Annotated in this window: 18 protein-coding genes; 8 read left to right on the forward strand and 10 right to left on the reverse strand. The window is 47.9% G+C overall.

All coding sequences use genetic code 11. The features are described from left to right. Positions 1 to 125 (forward strand): EF-Tu C-terminal domain-related protein (locus IE082_RS08670; protein ID WP_505706069.1); only part of this gene is annotated, 125 nt, incomplete at its 5' end. Between the two features lie 147 nt (positions 126 to 272). Next, positions 273 to 581, forward strand: a complete 309-nt coding sequence (gene rpsJ, locus IE082_RS08675; protein WP_114561857.1) for a 30S ribosomal protein S10 — start codon at positions 273 to 275, stop codon at positions 579 to 581. Between the two features lie 187 nt (positions 582 to 768). Here rpsJ and IE082_RS08680 read toward each other — a convergent pair whose 3' ends face one another. The 6 genes from IE082_RS08680 to gpmA all read right to left on the reverse strand — a co-directional run bounded on the left by IE082_RS08680 (position 769) and on the right by gpmA (position 4,291). After that, positions 769 to 1,038, reverse strand: a complete 270-nt coding sequence (locus IE082_RS08680; protein ID WP_189493533.1) for a hypothetical protein — start codon at positions 1,036 to 1,038, stop codon at positions 769 to 771. Beyond that, positions 1,031 to 1,351: a tetratricopeptide repeat protein gene (locus IE082_RS08685; RefSeq protein ID WP_189493534.1), complete on the reverse strand. Its 321-nt coding sequence runs from the start codon at positions 1,349 to 1,351 to the stop codon at positions 1,031 to 1,033. The genes IE082_RS08680 and IE082_RS08685 overlap by 8 nt, the downstream gene beginning before the upstream one ends. Further along, a complete protein-coding gene (locus tag IE082_RS11365) occupies positions 1,348 to 1,470 on the reverse strand; it encodes a hypothetical protein (RefSeq protein ID WP_268244691.1) in 123 nt (40 codons plus the stop codon). The genes IE082_RS08685 and IE082_RS11365 overlap by 4 nt, the downstream gene beginning before the upstream one ends. A 130-nt stretch (positions 1,471 to 1,600) precedes the next feature. Beyond that, a complete protein-coding gene (locus IE082_RS08690; RefSeq protein WP_189493535.1) occupies positions 1,601 to 1,957 on the reverse strand; it encodes a class I SAM-dependent methyltransferase in 357 nt (118 codons plus the stop codon). 94 nt (positions 1,958 to 2,051) lie between these two features. Further along, positions 2,052 to 3,488: a S41 family peptidase gene (locus IE082_RS08695; protein WP_189493536.1), complete on the reverse strand. Its 1,437-nt coding sequence runs from the start codon at positions 3,486 to 3,488 to the stop codon at positions 2,052 to 2,054. Between the two features lie 56 nt (positions 3,489 to 3,544). Next, positions 3,545 to 4,291 (reverse strand): 2,3-diphosphoglycerate-dependent phosphoglycerate mutase, encoded by a 747-nt coding sequence (gene gpmA / locus IE082_RS08700; protein ID WP_189493537.1) that lies wholly within the window; start codon positions 4,289 to 4,291, stop codon positions 3,545 to 3,547. A 192-nt stretch (positions 4,292 to 4,483) separates the two neighbouring features. On the opposite strand from gpmA, the gene IE082_RS08705 reads away from it, so the two are divergent. From IE082_RS08705 to nhaA, 6 genes are all read left to right on the forward strand, one after another. Then, positions 4,484 to 4,891: a rhodanese-like domain-containing protein gene (locus IE082_RS08705; protein ID WP_189493538.1), complete on the forward strand. Its 408-nt coding sequence runs from the start codon at positions 4,484 to 4,486 to the stop codon at positions 4,889 to 4,891. An 11-nt stretch (positions 4,892 to 4,902) separates the two neighbouring features. After that, positions 4,903 to 5,160 (forward strand): glutaredoxin 3, encoded by a 258-nt coding sequence (gene grxC, locus IE082_RS08710; RefSeq protein ID WP_189493632.1) that lies wholly within the window; start codon positions 4,903 to 4,905, stop codon positions 5,158 to 5,160. A 31-nt stretch (positions 5,161 to 5,191) separates the two neighbouring features. Next, positions 5,192 to 5,647 (forward strand): protein-export chaperone SecB, encoded by a 456-nt coding sequence (gene secB, locus IE082_RS08715; protein WP_189493539.1) that lies wholly within the window; start codon positions 5,192 to 5,194, stop codon positions 5,645 to 5,647. Positions 5,648 to 5,765: 118 nt separating this feature from the next. After that, positions 5,766 to 6,770 carry an NAD(P)H-dependent glycerol-3-phosphate dehydrogenase gene (locus tag IE082_RS08720; RefSeq protein WP_189493540.1) on the forward strand — a complete coding sequence of 335 codons (1,005 nt, stop codon included), beginning with the start codon at positions 5,766 to 5,768 and terminating at the stop codon, positions 6,768 to 6,770. 4 nt (positions 6,771 to 6,774) lie between these two features. Next, the gene (locus IE082_RS08725; RefSeq protein ID WP_189493541.1) at positions 6,775 to 7,509 is read left to right on the forward strand and encodes a 2OG-Fe dioxygenase family protein; all 735 of its coding nucleotides are present in this window, start codon (positions 6,775 to 6,777) and stop codon (positions 7,507 to 7,509) included. A gap of 88 nt (positions 7,510 to 7,597) precedes the next feature. Continuing rightward, positions 7,598 to 8,761: a Na+/H+ antiporter NhaA gene (nhaA, locus tag IE082_RS08730; RefSeq protein ID WP_189493542.1), complete on the forward strand. Its 1,164-nt coding sequence runs from the start codon at positions 7,598 to 7,600 to the stop codon at positions 8,759 to 8,761. A gap of 63 nt (positions 8,762 to 8,824) precedes the next feature. Here nhaA and pyrF read toward each other — a convergent pair whose 3' ends face one another. From pyrF to IE082_RS08750, 4 genes are read right to left on the reverse strand one after another with little or no spacing between them, the layout of a single operon-like run. Next, a complete protein-coding gene (gene pyrF / locus IE082_RS08735; RefSeq protein WP_189493543.1) occupies positions 8,825 to 9,673 on the reverse strand; it encodes an orotidine-5'-phosphate decarboxylase in 849 nt (282 codons plus the stop codon). Between the two features lie 6 nt (positions 9,674 to 9,679). Next, complete coding sequence (locus IE082_RS08740; RefSeq protein ID WP_189493544.1) at positions 9,680 to 10,726, reverse strand: M48 family metallopeptidase; 1,047 nt, start codon at positions 10,724 to 10,726, stop codon at positions 9,680 to 9,682. A gap of 8 nt (positions 10,727 to 10,734) precedes the next feature. After that, positions 10,735 to 11,925: a YjgN family protein gene (locus IE082_RS08745; RefSeq protein ID WP_189493545.1), complete on the reverse strand. Its 1,191-nt coding sequence runs from the start codon at positions 11,923 to 11,925 to the stop codon at positions 10,735 to 10,737. 3 nt (positions 11,926 to 11,928) lie between these two features. Continuing rightward, positions 11,929 to 14,268, reverse strand: a complete 2,340-nt coding sequence (locus IE082_RS08750) for a patatin-like phospholipase family protein (protein ID WP_189493546.1) — start codon at positions 14,266 to 14,268, stop codon at positions 11,929 to 11,931. Positions 14,269 to 14,368: the final 100 nt, after the last annotated feature.

Here is a 14,368-nt window from a genome sequence, read left to right on the forward strand (position 1 = left end):
GTGACAACGTATCAATCAGCGTTAAACTCATCGCACCTATCGCGATGGAAGAAGGTTTGCGCTTTGCGATTCGTGAAGGCGGTCGTACCGTCGGCGCGGGTGTTGTGGCTAAAATTAACGCGTAATTTGCATGATATCAGCGAAGCAGCTATAATGGCGGCTTCGCTGTTTTTGCTTGATTGTTTTTTCGTTCTTTATTTAATCGGTGACAGTATTGATGTTTTATTTAAACCAAATATCAATACTGTTCACTACGCTCTTTAGGAAATATTATGGCCAGCACCAAAATTCGTATCCGTCTCAAAGCATTTGACTACCGTTTGATCGACCAGTCAGCTGCTGAAATCGTTGAAACTGCCAAACGCACTGGTGCGATTGTTAAGGGTCCAGTACCTTTGCCAACACGCATCCAACGCTTTGACGTATTGCGCTCACCTCACGTGAACAAAACGTCACGTGACCAGTTCGAAATCCGCACACACCAACGCTTGATGGACATCGTAGATCCAACGGATAAAACGGTTGACGCTTTGATGAAGCTCGACTTGCCAGCAGGCGTTGATGTCGAAATCAAAGTGTAAAAACTGATTTGATTGTAAAAAACGCACCTTAGGGTGCGTTTTTTTTGCGTTATTTCGCTTGTTGTCTGAGGTGATTGACTGGTGGTTGTTGAAGTTTGTTGTCCACTACAGCAAACACATCAGACCAATCTCCATCGCGCTGCTGGTGAATGAGTTCAAGGTGCTCATACCAGTCATAGCCATTGCGCTACCAACTATTACGCCAGTCGCACTTTTCACATAAAAGTAACCACGTTGGCAGGCCAGCTGCACCGTACAGATGAAAGTAAGATGTGTCAATGGTGATAACCCGCTCGCACAGGCTGGCTACGGCCAATGTGCCTGCGAAATTCTCTGTGTACGCGCTCATGTTGATGATGGGCAGTTCAGTTTGCATTTGTGCTTCATGGCCGTATTGGGCGTCAAAGTGCTCATCCAAGCGCAAACATTCGCCGTAATTCCAAAGTGCGTCATGCATATTGGGCGAGACTCGCAGTGCCTGTGCATATGCAGCATGGCACGGTTTTGATGGCTTGTTTTGACGCGTTGACGGCGGCGTTGTAGTGGTATTGAGGGTTGGCTGAATCAAGCGAAATGGCGCGATACAGCAGTGCTTCTGATAAGTGATGGTTGCCTAATACTTTGTAGGCGTGAGACATTAGATGATGAGCTTCAGCGTTGTCAGGGGCAATGGACAGCACGGCCTCACAGTGAGATATGGTCTGACTGTAATCATTGTTGGTAAAGGCGTTATAGCCGCTTTGCATCAGATCTTTTAGTGTCTTGGTCATGGTTTGCTGGCTTTTCTGACGCGCAGCATGAAGCGATATTGGGTCACGACGTTGTTGAATTGTTGCTCGGCTTCAAATAACTGAGACTTTGTCAATTCGCCGCTCTCAAAGCGGCTCATCCAATGTGGTTCAAAGTCAAAAGGATGTTTTCAGTGGTGAAATCGACCTCATAGTACAGTGGGAGTGGTGTGTTGGCAAAGCCAGTCTTTGTCCAATACACACAGGTTTCTCTATTCAATCGAGACAGACTCAACGGTGCGACAGCGCGCACATGGGTTGGATCGGCAGTAAAGTTGTTGTGCCGAGGGTGTGCACAACGATGTGAACTAACACACCATCTCGACAGACCCGATAAAGCTGCTGCCAAACGCTCATATAAACCGCGGCTTCTTGACCAATGTGCTCAAGGACATGAGCCATGACCATTTCATCCACTGTGTCATTGGGAATGGTCCATGGCATTTGTTCGATATCCATGACCCAGTCGGGCACACTGTTGGCGAATTTGTCAATGTTGATAAAGTCATCCGTGTGGCTATAACCACAATCGAGATTTAGTTTGATGGATTCGCCTGTTTTGATTTTTTCTTGTATCAGATGTAACATCGCTATTTCCTTTGATGTTGTGTCAAACTATTTGACAATCTGTCGTTACAACGACAAAGCCCGTGATGTGGGTCACGGGCTTTGAGCAATCGGTTTATTGGGCTTTCTTTTTGACGGGCACGATGGGTTGGCCTTTGAGGTATTTGATGGCTTGCTGCAGCATAAAGTCATCTGTATCGCCATAAACCTTTGGTTTGGCTTTTTCCTTTTTCGTGCCATCAAGATCGTCGTCTTCTTGATTTACCCATTCATCCCAAATGTCTTTGGGCTTTTCTTCTTTCACGCCACTGTCATTGGACAAATGACCTTGAATGTCGGACTCGCGCGTATAAATGGGGTTTTTGCCATCCGCGTTTTCATCTGATGCCACATCAGGAATGACGCCTCGCGCCTGAATCGACTGTCCACTTGGGGTGTAGTAGCGAGCAATCGTGATTTTCACGGCAGTTTTGCCTTCACGGTCAACGGGGAATAACGTCTGTACGGAGCCTTTTCCGAAGCTCTGAATCCCCATGATGGTCGCGCGTTTGTGGTCTTGTAGCGCACCTGAGACCACTTCTGATGCGGAAGCCGAGGCGCCATTAATCAAAACAACCACGGGCACTGTTTTCATCGCGGCGGGTAAGTCTTTTAGTAAGTCGTTTTGAAACTCACGGGTTGCATAAGCGCTTGGTGTGGCTTTATAAACTTCGTTGGACTGAGCAATACGTCCTTTTGATGAAACCACCACCACATCTTTGGGCAAAAAGGCTGAGGCGATGCCAATTGACACGGGCAATGAACCGCCTGGGTTGTTGCGTAAATCCAGTACCAAGCCTTTGATGTCGCCTTGAGCATAAAGCTTACGGATGTTTTCGGCGAATAATTTAAGGGTTGGGTCTTGAAAGCTGGTCAAACGCACCCACGCGTAACCAGGTTCAATCATTTTTGATTTGACGCTTTGGGATTGAATGACGGCTCGAATGATGTTGAACACCAAAGGCTTTGATTCACCTTTGCGCACCACTGTGACTTTGACGGGGGTGCCTTCTTTGCCACGCAGACGCGAAATGCCTGCACTTAAACCACTTAAGTTGGCCACTGGTGTGTCGTCGATTTTCACAATCGAGTCACCAGCGAGAATGCCCGCCTTGAATGCTGGCGAGTCTTCAATTGGCGTAATAACCAAAATAGCGCCTTTACCCGCTTGAACTTCAGCGCCAATGCCTGAAAACTTGCCTGAAATCTCTTCGCGGAACTCTGCAAATTCTTTTTCGCTGAAGTATTGGGAGTGGGGGTCAAGCTCTTTGACCATGCCTGCGATGGCATCCTCAAGTATTGCCTCATCTTTAACCTCATCGACGTAATTGCCTTTAATCACGCCGAATGTTTGTGATAGCTTGCTCAATGCCTCGACTGGTAGCGCCCCTTTTTTGGTGGGGGTATCGTCTGCAAAGGCGGTTAAACCCAAACTCAACATCACGCCAGCGACTGCACCGCTGATAACCAAACCTGCTTTTTTCATTTCTGTAACCATTTTTAAAAGTGGCATGGAATAGTTTCCATTCAATTAAACGCCGTATTGCCCCGCGTTTCAGTATTTTTCAATTATTTTGCCTTGCCTTGATTGGCCACGGCATTCATCGCAGCGGCAATAGCATCGGCATCACCCAGATAATAGGACTTGATTGGTTTTAAGTCTTTATCGAGCTCATACACCAAAGGCTGCGCCGTTGGGATGTTGAGGTTCACAATTTCGTCATCGCCAATGCCGTCAAGGTGCTTGACCAAAGCGCGTAAGCTATTGCCATGCGCGGCGATAACCACATTTTTTCCTGACAAAATAAAGGGCACAATGCACTCTTCCCAGTAAGGTACGACACGGTGAACAGTGTCTTGTAAGCATTCAGTCAAAGGCAATAAATCACGTGGTACGTTGGCGTAACGCGGGTCATTGCCTGCGAAACGTTCATCAGAAGGATCCAATGGGTTTGGTGCGATGGCGTAAGCGCGGCGCCAAATATGCACTTGTTCATCGCCGTATTTGGCAGCAGTTTCTGATTTGTTCAAACCCTGTAATGCGCCATAATGACGCTCGTTGAGGCGCCAGTCAGGGTGCACGGGAATGTACATTTGATTCATTTCGTCAAGTACACCCCAAAGGGTGCGAATCGCGCGGGTCAACACGGAGGTGAAGGCGATGTCAAACTGAAAGCCTGCTTCTTTTAGCAGCTTGCCTGCCCGAACGGCTTCGGCACGACCGTTTTCGGTTAAATCCACATCGGTCCAGCCTGTGAAGCGGTTTTCAAGATTCCATTGGCTTTCGCCATGGCGAAACAATACGACTTTATACATAAATGCTCTCCTGAAGCATGTCCTAATCACAATGGCTGTGAGGACAACAAAAATATAAGCGCAGATGATTTTGGACGCGCAGCACATTCTATTCTATAATGTTTCTTTGCGTTTGGGTACGTTGTGGTTTTTACACGGGTTATCTGAACGCATCATCATAAAATAACAATGGACTTATTAAGGATACTCTCTGTGGATTTTTTCTTAGAACCGCTGAACTTTGCTCTGGTCGTCGTCGCTTTGGTGTCGGGTGGCTTGCTTTTACTCCCTATTATTACAGGGCGTGGTGTTTCTCGAGTCTCAGTGACGCAAGCGACACAACTAATTAACACTAAAGCGCAGATTATTGATGTGCGTGACGTCGAGCAATACGCCGCTGGACACATCCAAAATGCCAAGTCATTGCCTTACCAGCAGTTGTCAGAGCAAATCGCTTTGCTCAAGCTGAAAAAAGACAAGCCTGTGTTACTCGTGTGCGAAAGCGACAAGCGTGCGGCTGGCGCGGTCAAAGCGTTCGCTGCGGCTGAGTTTGGCGAGATTCACGTGCTTGAGGGCGGCCTAAAGGCTTGGCGCGAAGCACAATTGCCTTTGGTCAAATGAGTGAGGTCATGATGCAAAAAGTACTCATGTATACCACAGGTTACTGCGCTTATTGCACCCGCGCAGAAATGTTACTCAAACAAAAGGGTGTTGAAACCATCGAAAAAATTCGCATTGACGAAGACCCTGCCGAACGCGATGCCATGATGGCGCGCACTGGCCGCCGCACGGTGCCACAGATTTACATCGGGCAAACGCATGTGGGTGGCTTTGACGATTTGGCTGCACTCGAACGTGCGGGTGAATTGACCCCATTACTCAACCAGTAATTCATCAATAAATACCATTTAAGGAAGAAAAATGACTGAACAAGCACAACAAGCACAACCGACTTTTGATTTGCGCCGTGTATACCTCAAAGACACCTCTTTGGAGTTGCCGAATGCCCCTGCAGTTTTTTTGGAAACCGAGGCGCCCCAAGTCGCCATCGAAATCTCTACCGAAAACCGTCAGTTGGACAACGATGCGTATGAAGTGGATGTGAATGCCACGATTACGGCTAAGCTCAAAGAAAAAGTATTCTTCTTGCTTGAGGTTAAGCAATCAGGTATTTTTGAAATCACCAACTTGCCTGAGGAACAACTCGGTCCAGTGCTGAATATCGTGTGCCCATCAATGTTGTATCCGTACATGCGTGCGAACATTGCTGATTTGCTCACGCGTGCCTCATTGCCGCCATTGCATTTGGCCGAAATGAACTTTGAGCAGTTTTATCAAAGCAAGCTCGAACAAGCTCAGAACGCCACCAAACAATAATGTTTGTCGTATTTTGAGCCAAACCCACGTGCTTGGTTTAAAGTGCGTGGGTTTTTTGTTGTTGCGATGATGTTTTTAGTGTGGTGTGGTTGTACTTTGTTTACTCACAGGATGAATCATGAATATTGCCATATTGGGTGCAGGCGCATGGGGCAGTGCTTTGGCATCAAGCCTTGCCGAGCACCGACCTGACCACCGTGTAACGCTTTGGGGGCGAGATGAGTTACAAATGACCTCGATTGCGCAAACACATTTTAATAGCGCGTATTTACCGAGTGTGCGTTTGAGTCAGGCATTGAGCTTTTCATCATCGCTGGACAAAGTCATCCAAACACATGCGCATGAGAATGATTTGATCATCATCGCCACACCGCTGGCTGCTTTGCGTGAAATGGTCGAACACGTCAAGCGCATAGGTGCGCGGGCACTTGTTCTGTGGTTGTGTAAAGGTCTGTCGCGTGACAGCGCGCAACTGCCCCATCAAATTGTGTTTGATGTGCTGGGTGCAACCAGTGCTTGTGGTGTGTTGTCTGGCCCTTCTTTTGCTCAAGAGGTCGCGCAGGCAAAGCCCTGTGCTTTGACTTTGGCATCTAATTCTGTGCGTTTGAATGCTTTGTTTGCCCAACAACTGCACCACAGTGCACTGCGGATTTACCACACGCACGATGTCATCGGTGTTGAGCTTGGCGGTGCGTTGAAAAATGTATTGGCAATTGCTGCTGGTGTATGTGATGGTTTGTCTCTGGGCATGAATGCCCGCGCGGCACTACTTACTCGCGGTGTTGCAGAAATGCTGCGTTTGGGGCAAGCACTGGGCGCACAGCCTGCGACATTGACTGGCCTGACAGGCTTGGGTGACTTGATCCTGACAGCCACAGGTAGTTTGTCACGCAATCGCGCAGTGGGTTTAGAGCTGGCGAAAGGGCGCAGTGTGGGTGACATCACGATTCAGTTAGGGCATGTGGCGGAAGGTGCTTTGTGTGCCCATGCCATGGCGCGATTGGCGCATCAGCATGGTGTGGATATGCCCATCACGCAAACGGTGTGTGCCTTACTCGATGGCATGACCCCGCAGCTGGCTGTGCAACAACTACTGTCACGTGAACCCACCACTGAAAGTTAAAACGATGAGCTTACTCATTTCTCCTCCACTCACTGACGCTGGCTCTCTTATTGAAACCATGCGCGCCCAAGGTTATGCTGTGTTCAGTGCTGAAACATTGGCTGAGTTAACGCATCTTGAGCTTGGCGTCTTGCAGTGTTTTAATGAGACATGGCAAGATTTGCCTGTAGATCAATACCTCAAAGATGGTGGGCGCTATCGCTACCGCCGTCATAGTTGCTTCATCGCGGATGACGAAAGTATCAAACAAACGACGCATCGGGCGCATTGGCAACCTATCGTTTACAATGCTTTGCATGGTGGAATGGAGCGCTGGTTTGAACCGATGTCAGACGAGCTGACGCATCATGACGCATGGCTTGCGCTCCTGCGTGCCTTTGTTCAATTGTGTCATCAGCTCAAGCCGACGCCACAGTGGTATATTGAGGCGCATCAATTTCGCATTGATACCACCGATGGCATTGGTCGTCCAACGCCTGAAGGTGCGCATCGTGATGGAGTGGATTTTGTGGCGGTCATCATGATTGATCGCTATGGCATCAAGGGGGGGGAAACGCGGGTGTTTGAGGCTCAGGGACCCAATGGTCAACGATTCACACTCAGTCAACCCTGGAGTGTTCTGTTGCTCAATGATGAGCGTGTCATTCATGAGTCCACACCCATACAGCCACTGGATCAGATGGGGTATCGTGATACCTTGGTGCTGACTTTTCGCCAAGGCGGATTTCAAGGAGGATAAATCCTCTTTTGATTATTTGATGGTTAGTTGCTGGCTGTGATTTTTGGCCAGTATTAAATACTATTTTTAGTGCTTACAGAGGGGTGTTATGTCAAAAATTCGTTCACACACAAGCCAATCGCTGTTCAAGGATTTCCTCGAAAGCGAAAAGTCAGGTGGTTTGGTGCTCATTGCTTGTACTCTTTTGTCTTTAGTATTGGCCAACTCACCGATTGGCGAGTCATACCTCGACATGTGGCAGACCAAATGGCTGGGTTTGTCGGTGGAGCACTGGGTGAATGATGCGCTGATGGCGATTTTCTTTTTGTTGATTGGCTTGGAGTTAGAGCGCGAAGTGTATGTGGGTGAGTTGTCTCGCTTAAAAGATGCTTTATTACCGATGTTTGCTGCGCTGGGTGGGGTCTTGGTGCCCGCTGGTCTTTATTTGTCTCTCAATTACGGCACGCCCGCTCAGTCTGGTGCTGGGATTACGATGGCGACGGATATTGCGTTTGCCTTAGGGGTTTTATCGTTGTTAGGTTCTCGCGTGCCAGTGTCACTGAAGATTTTTTTAACGGCATTGGCAGTGATTGATGATTTGTGTGCAATTTTAATCATTGCGATTTTTTATACCAAAACGATTTTCTGGGGCAATTTGACCATCGCTTTGGGTATTTTTGCCTTTTTGTTGGTGTTTAATCGACTTCAGATTAAAAGATTGTCTGTGTACTTGGTCGGCGGTGTTTTGATGTGGTTCTTTATGCTGCAGTCTGGTGTTCATGCTACCATCACGGGTGTTTTATTAGCGTTTGCCATTCCTTTTGGCAAAGATGACCAAGAAGAAAACTCTATTTCATACAAACTCCAACACATATTGCATCAACCTGTCGCATTCATTATTCTGCCCATATTCGCTTTGGCCAATACCGCGATTGTATTGAGTGGCGATCTTGGGCAAACTTTGAGTCAAAGCCACAGTGTGGGCATCATGCTTGGTTTGGTGGTGGGCAAACCGTTGGGTATTTTCTTGATGACTTATTTGGCCGTGCGTTTTGGTCTGTGTAGTTTGCCATCAGATTTGAATTGGAAGGCGATTTTTGGTGCAGGATTGCTCGGTGGGATTGGTTTCACGATGTCCATTTTTATCACACTGTTGGCTTTTGATGATGCAGCAATGATTAATGATGCGAAGCTGTCGATTTTATTGGCGTCGTTGATTGCGGGCGTGTTCGGTTTTTTGATGCTGCATAGATTGTTTCGCCGCTCTGCTTGAGTCATCGGGGGCGAGTGAAAAGTAAAAACCGAGAGCCATTGCTCTCGGTTTGTATTGCACCAGTTATACCGTGGTATTTCGATATTGGTTGATGTCTGTTTGGGTTTGAGCGGCGGCTTGTTGCATTGCAGCTTGATAATCTTCGCTGTCTTTTGCGTAGATTATGGCACGGGATGAGTTGATGATGACGCCCGTGTTCAGATGAGTCAAACCCGCATCGAGTGTTGCTTTCAAGTCACCGCCTTGTGCACCGATACCCGGAATGAGTAACGGCATATCGCCGATGATGGCGCGAACTTTGCGGATTTCATCGGGGAATGTTGCGCCGACCACGAGGGCGTATTGTCCTGATGTGTTCCACTCATGAGCCACCAAGTGGGCAATGTGCTGGTACAGCGGGCGAGTCTCGTTGCCAACTTGGACATTAAGGAACTGCACATCTGAGCCACCTGAGTTGGATGTGCGACACAAAATAATGACGCCTTTGTCTGGGTAAGCCAAATAAGGCTCTATAGAGTCTCGTCCCATATAGGGATTGACGGTGACTGCATCGGCACGATAGCGCTCAAAGGCTTCTTTGGCGTACTGCGTGGCAGTTGAGCCGATGTCCCCCCGCTTGGCATCCAGAATGACAGGAATGTGCGGATACTGCTCATGGCTGTAACGAATGAGGTCTTGCAGCACGTCCTCGGCAGAGTGGGCGGCGAAATAAGCGATTTGTGGTTTGAAGCTGCACACATGGGGTGCCGTGGCATCAATAATGCTTTTACCAAAGGCATAAAAAGCGTCGTGGATGGATAGGTCTTTCAGCGGCGTTGGTAGCTTGTCTAAATCGGGGTCAATGCCGACGCAGAGCAATGAATTTTGGCTATGCCATGCGCGATTGAGTTGGTCAATAAAGGTGTTTTTCATATGGTGTTATTTGGTTTGTGCAGCTGCACGTAGTGTGGCAATCCGCTCTGGTGTGGGTGGGTGACTTTGTAGTAAATCAATGATTGATGATTCTTCGGATTCCGTGGTGTTGCTATTGGATTCTGTCTGTTGTTTTTCCATGAGCACGAACAAATCAGCAAGCTCAGCAGGAGATAGATTGTTCATTTTCATCATCTTAATCGCGTAGTCATCGGCTTCGCGCTCAAAATCGCGAGAGTATTTTTGTGACAAAATGGTTGAAGCACCGAGATTGAGGAGGGTATTGCCATAGTCATCTAGCCATGCCGATACTGCAAAACTGACAATGCCGCTTTGGACAATGTTGCGCATGGTGTGACGATGGGCGACATGGCCTAGCTCATGCGATAAAACCCCCAGTATTTGTGCATCGCTGTTGGCGACATTGACCAACTCATCGAGTAAAACCACATCGCCTGATGGTAGCGCAAATGCATTGGGGCCGATGTCGGGTGCGCTGAAAAAATGCAAGGTGAAAGGCACACTGGTGTCGGGTTTTTTAAGGGCGTTGAACTTAGCGAGTAACTCCGCTTGGCGAGTGGCAGACAATGTGGAGGCTTTAACGTAACCCGAGGATTCTAATTCAGTGATGACCGATTGGCTCATGATGTTGAGCGAGTCAGCGGGTAAACGTTGTGCAATGGCATCGGATGCGGCAGGCAAGACAAACAAATAAATCGCGGCAATCAACACCACAAAGACAGCGAACGCGCTGCTGATGAACGACCACGAGCGATAGTGTTTGTCAAACCAGCGCATGGGTTTAAGGTGTGCCGCATTAAGTTCATCGAGTAGATGTTCAGCGTCAGCATTGTCGTGAAACTCCAAAGCCATGTGGTGGGGTAGATGGATGAACCTACGAGCATTCGGCGTTGATAAGGTGGGCTCTACCTCTGAGGCAACAATGGTGTAGCCATGGCCGTTGGCATGGATGATGATTGCACCATCTTGCACAAACACACGAGCCTCATGAGCGTGTGCACTGCTGCCATCGTAAAAGTCAATTCGTGCCATAACCATCCTTACCAAGAAATATCAAAGTCGAGCATGTCGGCCACTTCGGCAGAGCGTGTGGTGTCTGCATCAAAGGCTGCTTGCGCCAGATCAAAGTCATGAGCGGGAATCAGGCCGATGCTGGATAAGCGTATTTTGGTGATGAGCATGTGTGCGAATGGCGCAAAAAATCCCAAGGTGACGATGCTGGTGACAAAGCAGAACCAGCGCAGTAGGTACAATTTGAATACAGGCAGGTCACACGTGAATTGACTTTGACCAATTCGGGTGTGGTTCCATGAAATTTTGAACAACCAATCTTGTGTTATTGCGGTACTGATTTTGTAGACAACGAACAAAAACATGGCGGTGACCGCTAATCCAGCCAGCACAAGCATCTGTATTTTTTCTGAAGCACCACCCTCTAAAATACGCTCAATCTCAAGCATATAAGAGGCCAGATAAATACTGGCAACCGCAATGACGAGCATGTACAGGCCAATGGCGATGATGCTATGAACCAAATACACACCAAAAAACGCCCCTTTTTTGGCATCGAAGGCAAAGGCGTTGTTGCCCCAATGGTTGTTCTCGACGTGGTAGCGTCTCACCCGATACACCAAATAGGGGAAAGCCAAGCCCAGTGTCACAAAGGTCAGTAGCAGTCCCAGCAGATAAATTTTATAAATCTCACTGATGGAGCCTTTGAATGAAAATCGAACATTGCGGTAACTGCTGTTGCGAGAGTAAAACCGCATAGACGAGCGCATGAACCAAGGAAATGCCAAAAACAACAAAAGCGAAACACCAGACGAGACAGCGACCAATCCATTCACTTCTTGAAAAAAATCACCGAGATAAGAAGCGATTAATAAAGCCACGGCGATGATGCGGCCATACAAAATCGTTTTTGGCTCGCCATGAAAGCCAAATGCATAGCCTGCGAGTTGGGTGTTTTGATGGATGTATTGCAGTCGCCTCACTTTGGCCCATGCTGAATAAACCCCCAGCGTGACAATCGCCAAAATCCAATTGGTCAACCACAACGAAAAGTAGTCTTTGCCTCGCCCTGAGAACGTCATGCGAATTGGCTCGGCTTTCACGGGGGCATTTTTCCAGTCGTCAGGCTGACCATCAAAGGCTTTTTCAAAGTTGGTTTGATGCGCTGAGTGGTTTGGTTGGCTATCAAGATAGGTTGTAACGATGTTTGATGGAGTCATGAATTAAGGGGTTTCACTGAATGTTCTGCCGAGAGAGAAATAAAATCGTGCATTGCCTTTGGCCGAAAGGCCAACCCCTATCTGTGCAGGACCAATAGGGGTATTTAATGCACCAAAAACGCTGCCAGAGTAACGTAGTGAACCCGCTTTGATGTCGTGATGCGAGTCCCATGTGTTACCTGCTTCTAATGAGGCGCCTAAGTATAAGGAGTTGCCCAATAAAGACCATTTTGTTCGATAGCGGTAAGTGGCGTTTGTTAGCATCATGTAATTACCAATAAACTGATCGGGAGAATAACCAGATAAACGTTGATAACCACCTAAATTGTAAGGGGAAAGATAGACAGACTCATCATTGTTACTACCTGCCGCTTCAAAACGCAGGTTAATGGAATGAGAGTTCTTGCTTGCCGCCCATAGTGTTTGTAAGCCACTTTGCCAAAAGCGATGTCCTTGAGTGGTTTGAGGGCTGATATTTGCATAAGCGCGAAGGAAGTAGCCTTTTGTTGGTAAAGATAAATCATCAAGCTGATCTATTGTCAACTTTGTATCAAGTGTGGTGCGCCACACGCCAACACTCGGAATAATGACATCAGGATTGGCGTCGTTTCCAGACACGTAAACATGGCGACGAGACACACCAATACCCCACTCTCCAATGCGTTTAATGGGTGAGCCTATCAAAAATCCGATTTCTTTGCGAGTACGACGGTACTCACTGGCTAGGTCTTGACCTTTTGTGTCGCTTGCTGAATCGCTACCTTGTGTAGAGTAAACAGGAAGTTTTTCATAGGCAATTTTTACCTGAGGGCGAATGAATAGGGACGTGCTGCTTGAGAATGGTTGATTAATTTCGCTAATCAAAGTAGTTTTCTTACCCAAGATTAACTGATTGCGCCACTCACCACCAAGTTTGTTTAGCCAAACTTTATGGTGTGATAAATGTAGTGAAAATTGTTGATTAGTAGGCGAGTCACCTTGAACCTCTATACCAGCGCGCAAGGCATTAGATGCACCGTCTTTTTCAGTAACTTGGTAGACGAGTTCGGTTTTGTCACCCACGCGATTGACCTGATAGCGAACCACACTAATGCGGCCAGAAGTCATCAGTGTTTGAATGTCTTGATTGACGGTATCAATGTCAAATGTCGCCCCGTTTTTCATTGCCAGTTGACTTTCTAACGTGGCAGGGCTGGCCAAACCATTGGTTTCAACCCTGACGTAGTCAACGGGGATTTTGGCTGCGGGTTGATTGACGTGGCGATTTGTGTACGCAGTGTAGGCTGCGGGTGAAACTGCGAGGCTGGCCAGTTGGTGTTTAATCACGGGTGTTTGCATCGCTGCTTCGCCGATAGCGGGTGCTTCTTTACCAGCTTTAAAGTCAAGGTTGCTCAGTTTACCCAGCGCGGGACGAATTAACAAGTCATTTTTCGTCAAGCTGGCCACTTGCTCCTCAACGTTGCGCTTGACGAGTAAACTGAGCAATTGCTCTGAGACGGATACCACGCTGTTGAGCTCTTCTTTGGTGTGTAGCTCAGAGCCGACATCTACGGCGATGATACGTGTGGCCCCCATTTGACGGGCAACATCCACAGGTAGGTTACGAGCGACCATGCCATCAACTAGTAAAACACCATCTTTTTCAACTGGGGCGAATACCCCAGGTATTGACATACTGGCGCGCAGTGCTTGCACCAACTGGCCTTGCTTGAGCACCACCATTTGCCCAGTGCTTAAATCCGATGCAACCGCTCGAAAGGGGATCGGCAGTTTGTCAAAATCAACGTCATAAGGCTTGTCACGTAAAATATCGCGCAGTAACTGCTCAACTTGTGTGCCGCTCGAGACGGCAATTGGTAAGGTAACTTTACCGCCTTCGCTGATGCTCACATCGACAGCGGTATTTGAGCTGTATTCTAAATTTCTGGTGTTTTGTGGTAGATAACGACGATCTTGAGTGGCGAATGAGATGGCTTGCAAATCCACATCTTTGATACGGTTTTCTATCTCATCCACCGACATCCCTGAGGCATACATGCCGCCAATCAGAGCACCAGCACTGGTGCCCGCAATATAATCAATCGGTACATGTTGTTTCTCTAAAGCACGTAAAACACCCAAATGCGCCAAGCCTCTGGCACCGCCGCCTGACAGTACCAAACCAACCTTTTCACGCCCTTTTGTTGGTGTGGATTTCGGTGCGGATGCTGAGGTGTTTTGGGTGTTTGTTGGGGCAGTGCCTGAGGTTTCTTGTGCGAATGCGAGGGGTGTGACAGCCCAAACCGATATCAGCAGTAGACCGATCACAGTGGTTTTGTTGAGATGAAACACATGCCATGCCATAACAGCTCCCAGAATTGATTTTATTGACCTTAATGCCTCGTGATACAGGGCGTCTGTCTAGCGAACATTGTAACAAAAGCCACTTGAGCGCGCCAATAAA

This window comes from Formosimonas limnophila (assembly GCF_014652675.1).
GTDB classification, from domain to species: domain Bacteria; phylum Pseudomonadota; class Gammaproteobacteria; order Burkholderiales; family Burkholderiaceae; genus Hydromonas; species Hydromonas limnophila.

What these genes read in the sequence shown, in the direction of transcription:
- IE082_RS08685 (WP_189493534.1), bottom strand. Translation starts at nt 1,351, where the DNA reads ATGACCAAGACACTAAAAGATCTGATGCAAAGCGGCTATAACGCCTTT.
- IE082_RS08720 (WP_189493540.1), top strand. Translation starts at nt 5,766, where the DNA reads ATGAATATTGCCATATTGGGTGCAGGCGCATGGGGCAGTGCTTTGGCA.
- IE082_RS08740 (WP_189493544.1), bottom strand. Translation starts at nt 10,726, where the DNA reads ATGGCACGAATTGACTTTTACGATGGCAGCAGTGCACACGCTCATGAG.
- secB (WP_189493539.1), top strand. Translation starts at nt 5,192, where the DNA reads ATGACTGAACAAGCACAACAAGCACAACCGACTTTTGATTTGCGCCGT.
- rpsJ (WP_114561857.1), top strand. Translation starts at nt 273, where the DNA reads ATGGCCAGCACCAAAATTCGTATCCGTCTCAAAGCATTTGACTACCGT.
- nhaA (WP_189493542.1), top strand. Translation starts at nt 7,598, where the DNA reads ATGTCAAAAATTCGTTCACACACAAGCCAATCGCTGTTCAAGGATTTC.
- IE082_RS08725 (WP_189493541.1), top strand. Translation starts at nt 6,775, where the DNA reads ATGAGCTTACTCATTTCTCCTCCACTCACTGACGCTGGCTCTCTTATT.
- IE082_RS08690 (WP_189493535.1), bottom strand. Translation starts at nt 1,957, where the DNA reads ATGTTACATCTGATACAAGAAAAAATCAAAACAGGCGAATCCATCAAA.
- IE082_RS11365 (WP_268244691.1), bottom strand. Translation starts at nt 1,470, where the DNA reads ATGAGCCGCTTTGAGAGCGGCGAATTGACAAAGTCTCAGTTATTTGAA.
- IE082_RS08695 (WP_189493536.1), bottom strand. Translation starts at nt 3,488, where the DNA reads ATGCCACTTTTAAAAATGGTTACAGAAATGAAAAAAGCAGGTTTGGTT.
- IE082_RS08750 (WP_189493546.1), bottom strand. Translation starts at nt 14,268, where the DNA reads ATGGCATGGCATGTGTTTCATCTCAACAAAACCACTGTGATCGGTCTA.
- grxC (WP_189493632.1), top strand. Translation starts at nt 4,903, where the DNA reads ATGCAAAAAGTACTCATGTATACCACAGGTTACTGCGCTTATTGCACC.
- pyrF (WP_189493543.1), bottom strand. Translation starts at nt 9,673, where the DNA reads ATGAAAAACACCTTTATTGACCAACTCAATCGCGCATGGCATAGCCAA.
- IE082_RS08680 (WP_189493533.1), bottom strand. Translation starts at nt 1,038, where the DNA reads ATGCATGACGCACTTTGGAATTACGGCGAATGTTTGCGCTTGGATGAG.
- IE082_RS08745 (WP_189493545.1), bottom strand. Translation starts at nt 11,925, where the DNA reads ATGACTCCATCAAACATCGTTACAACCTATCTTGATAGCCAACCAAAC.
- gpmA (WP_189493537.1), bottom strand. Translation starts at nt 4,291, where the DNA reads ATGTATAAAGTCGTATTGTTTCGCCATGGCGAAAGCCAATGGAATCTT.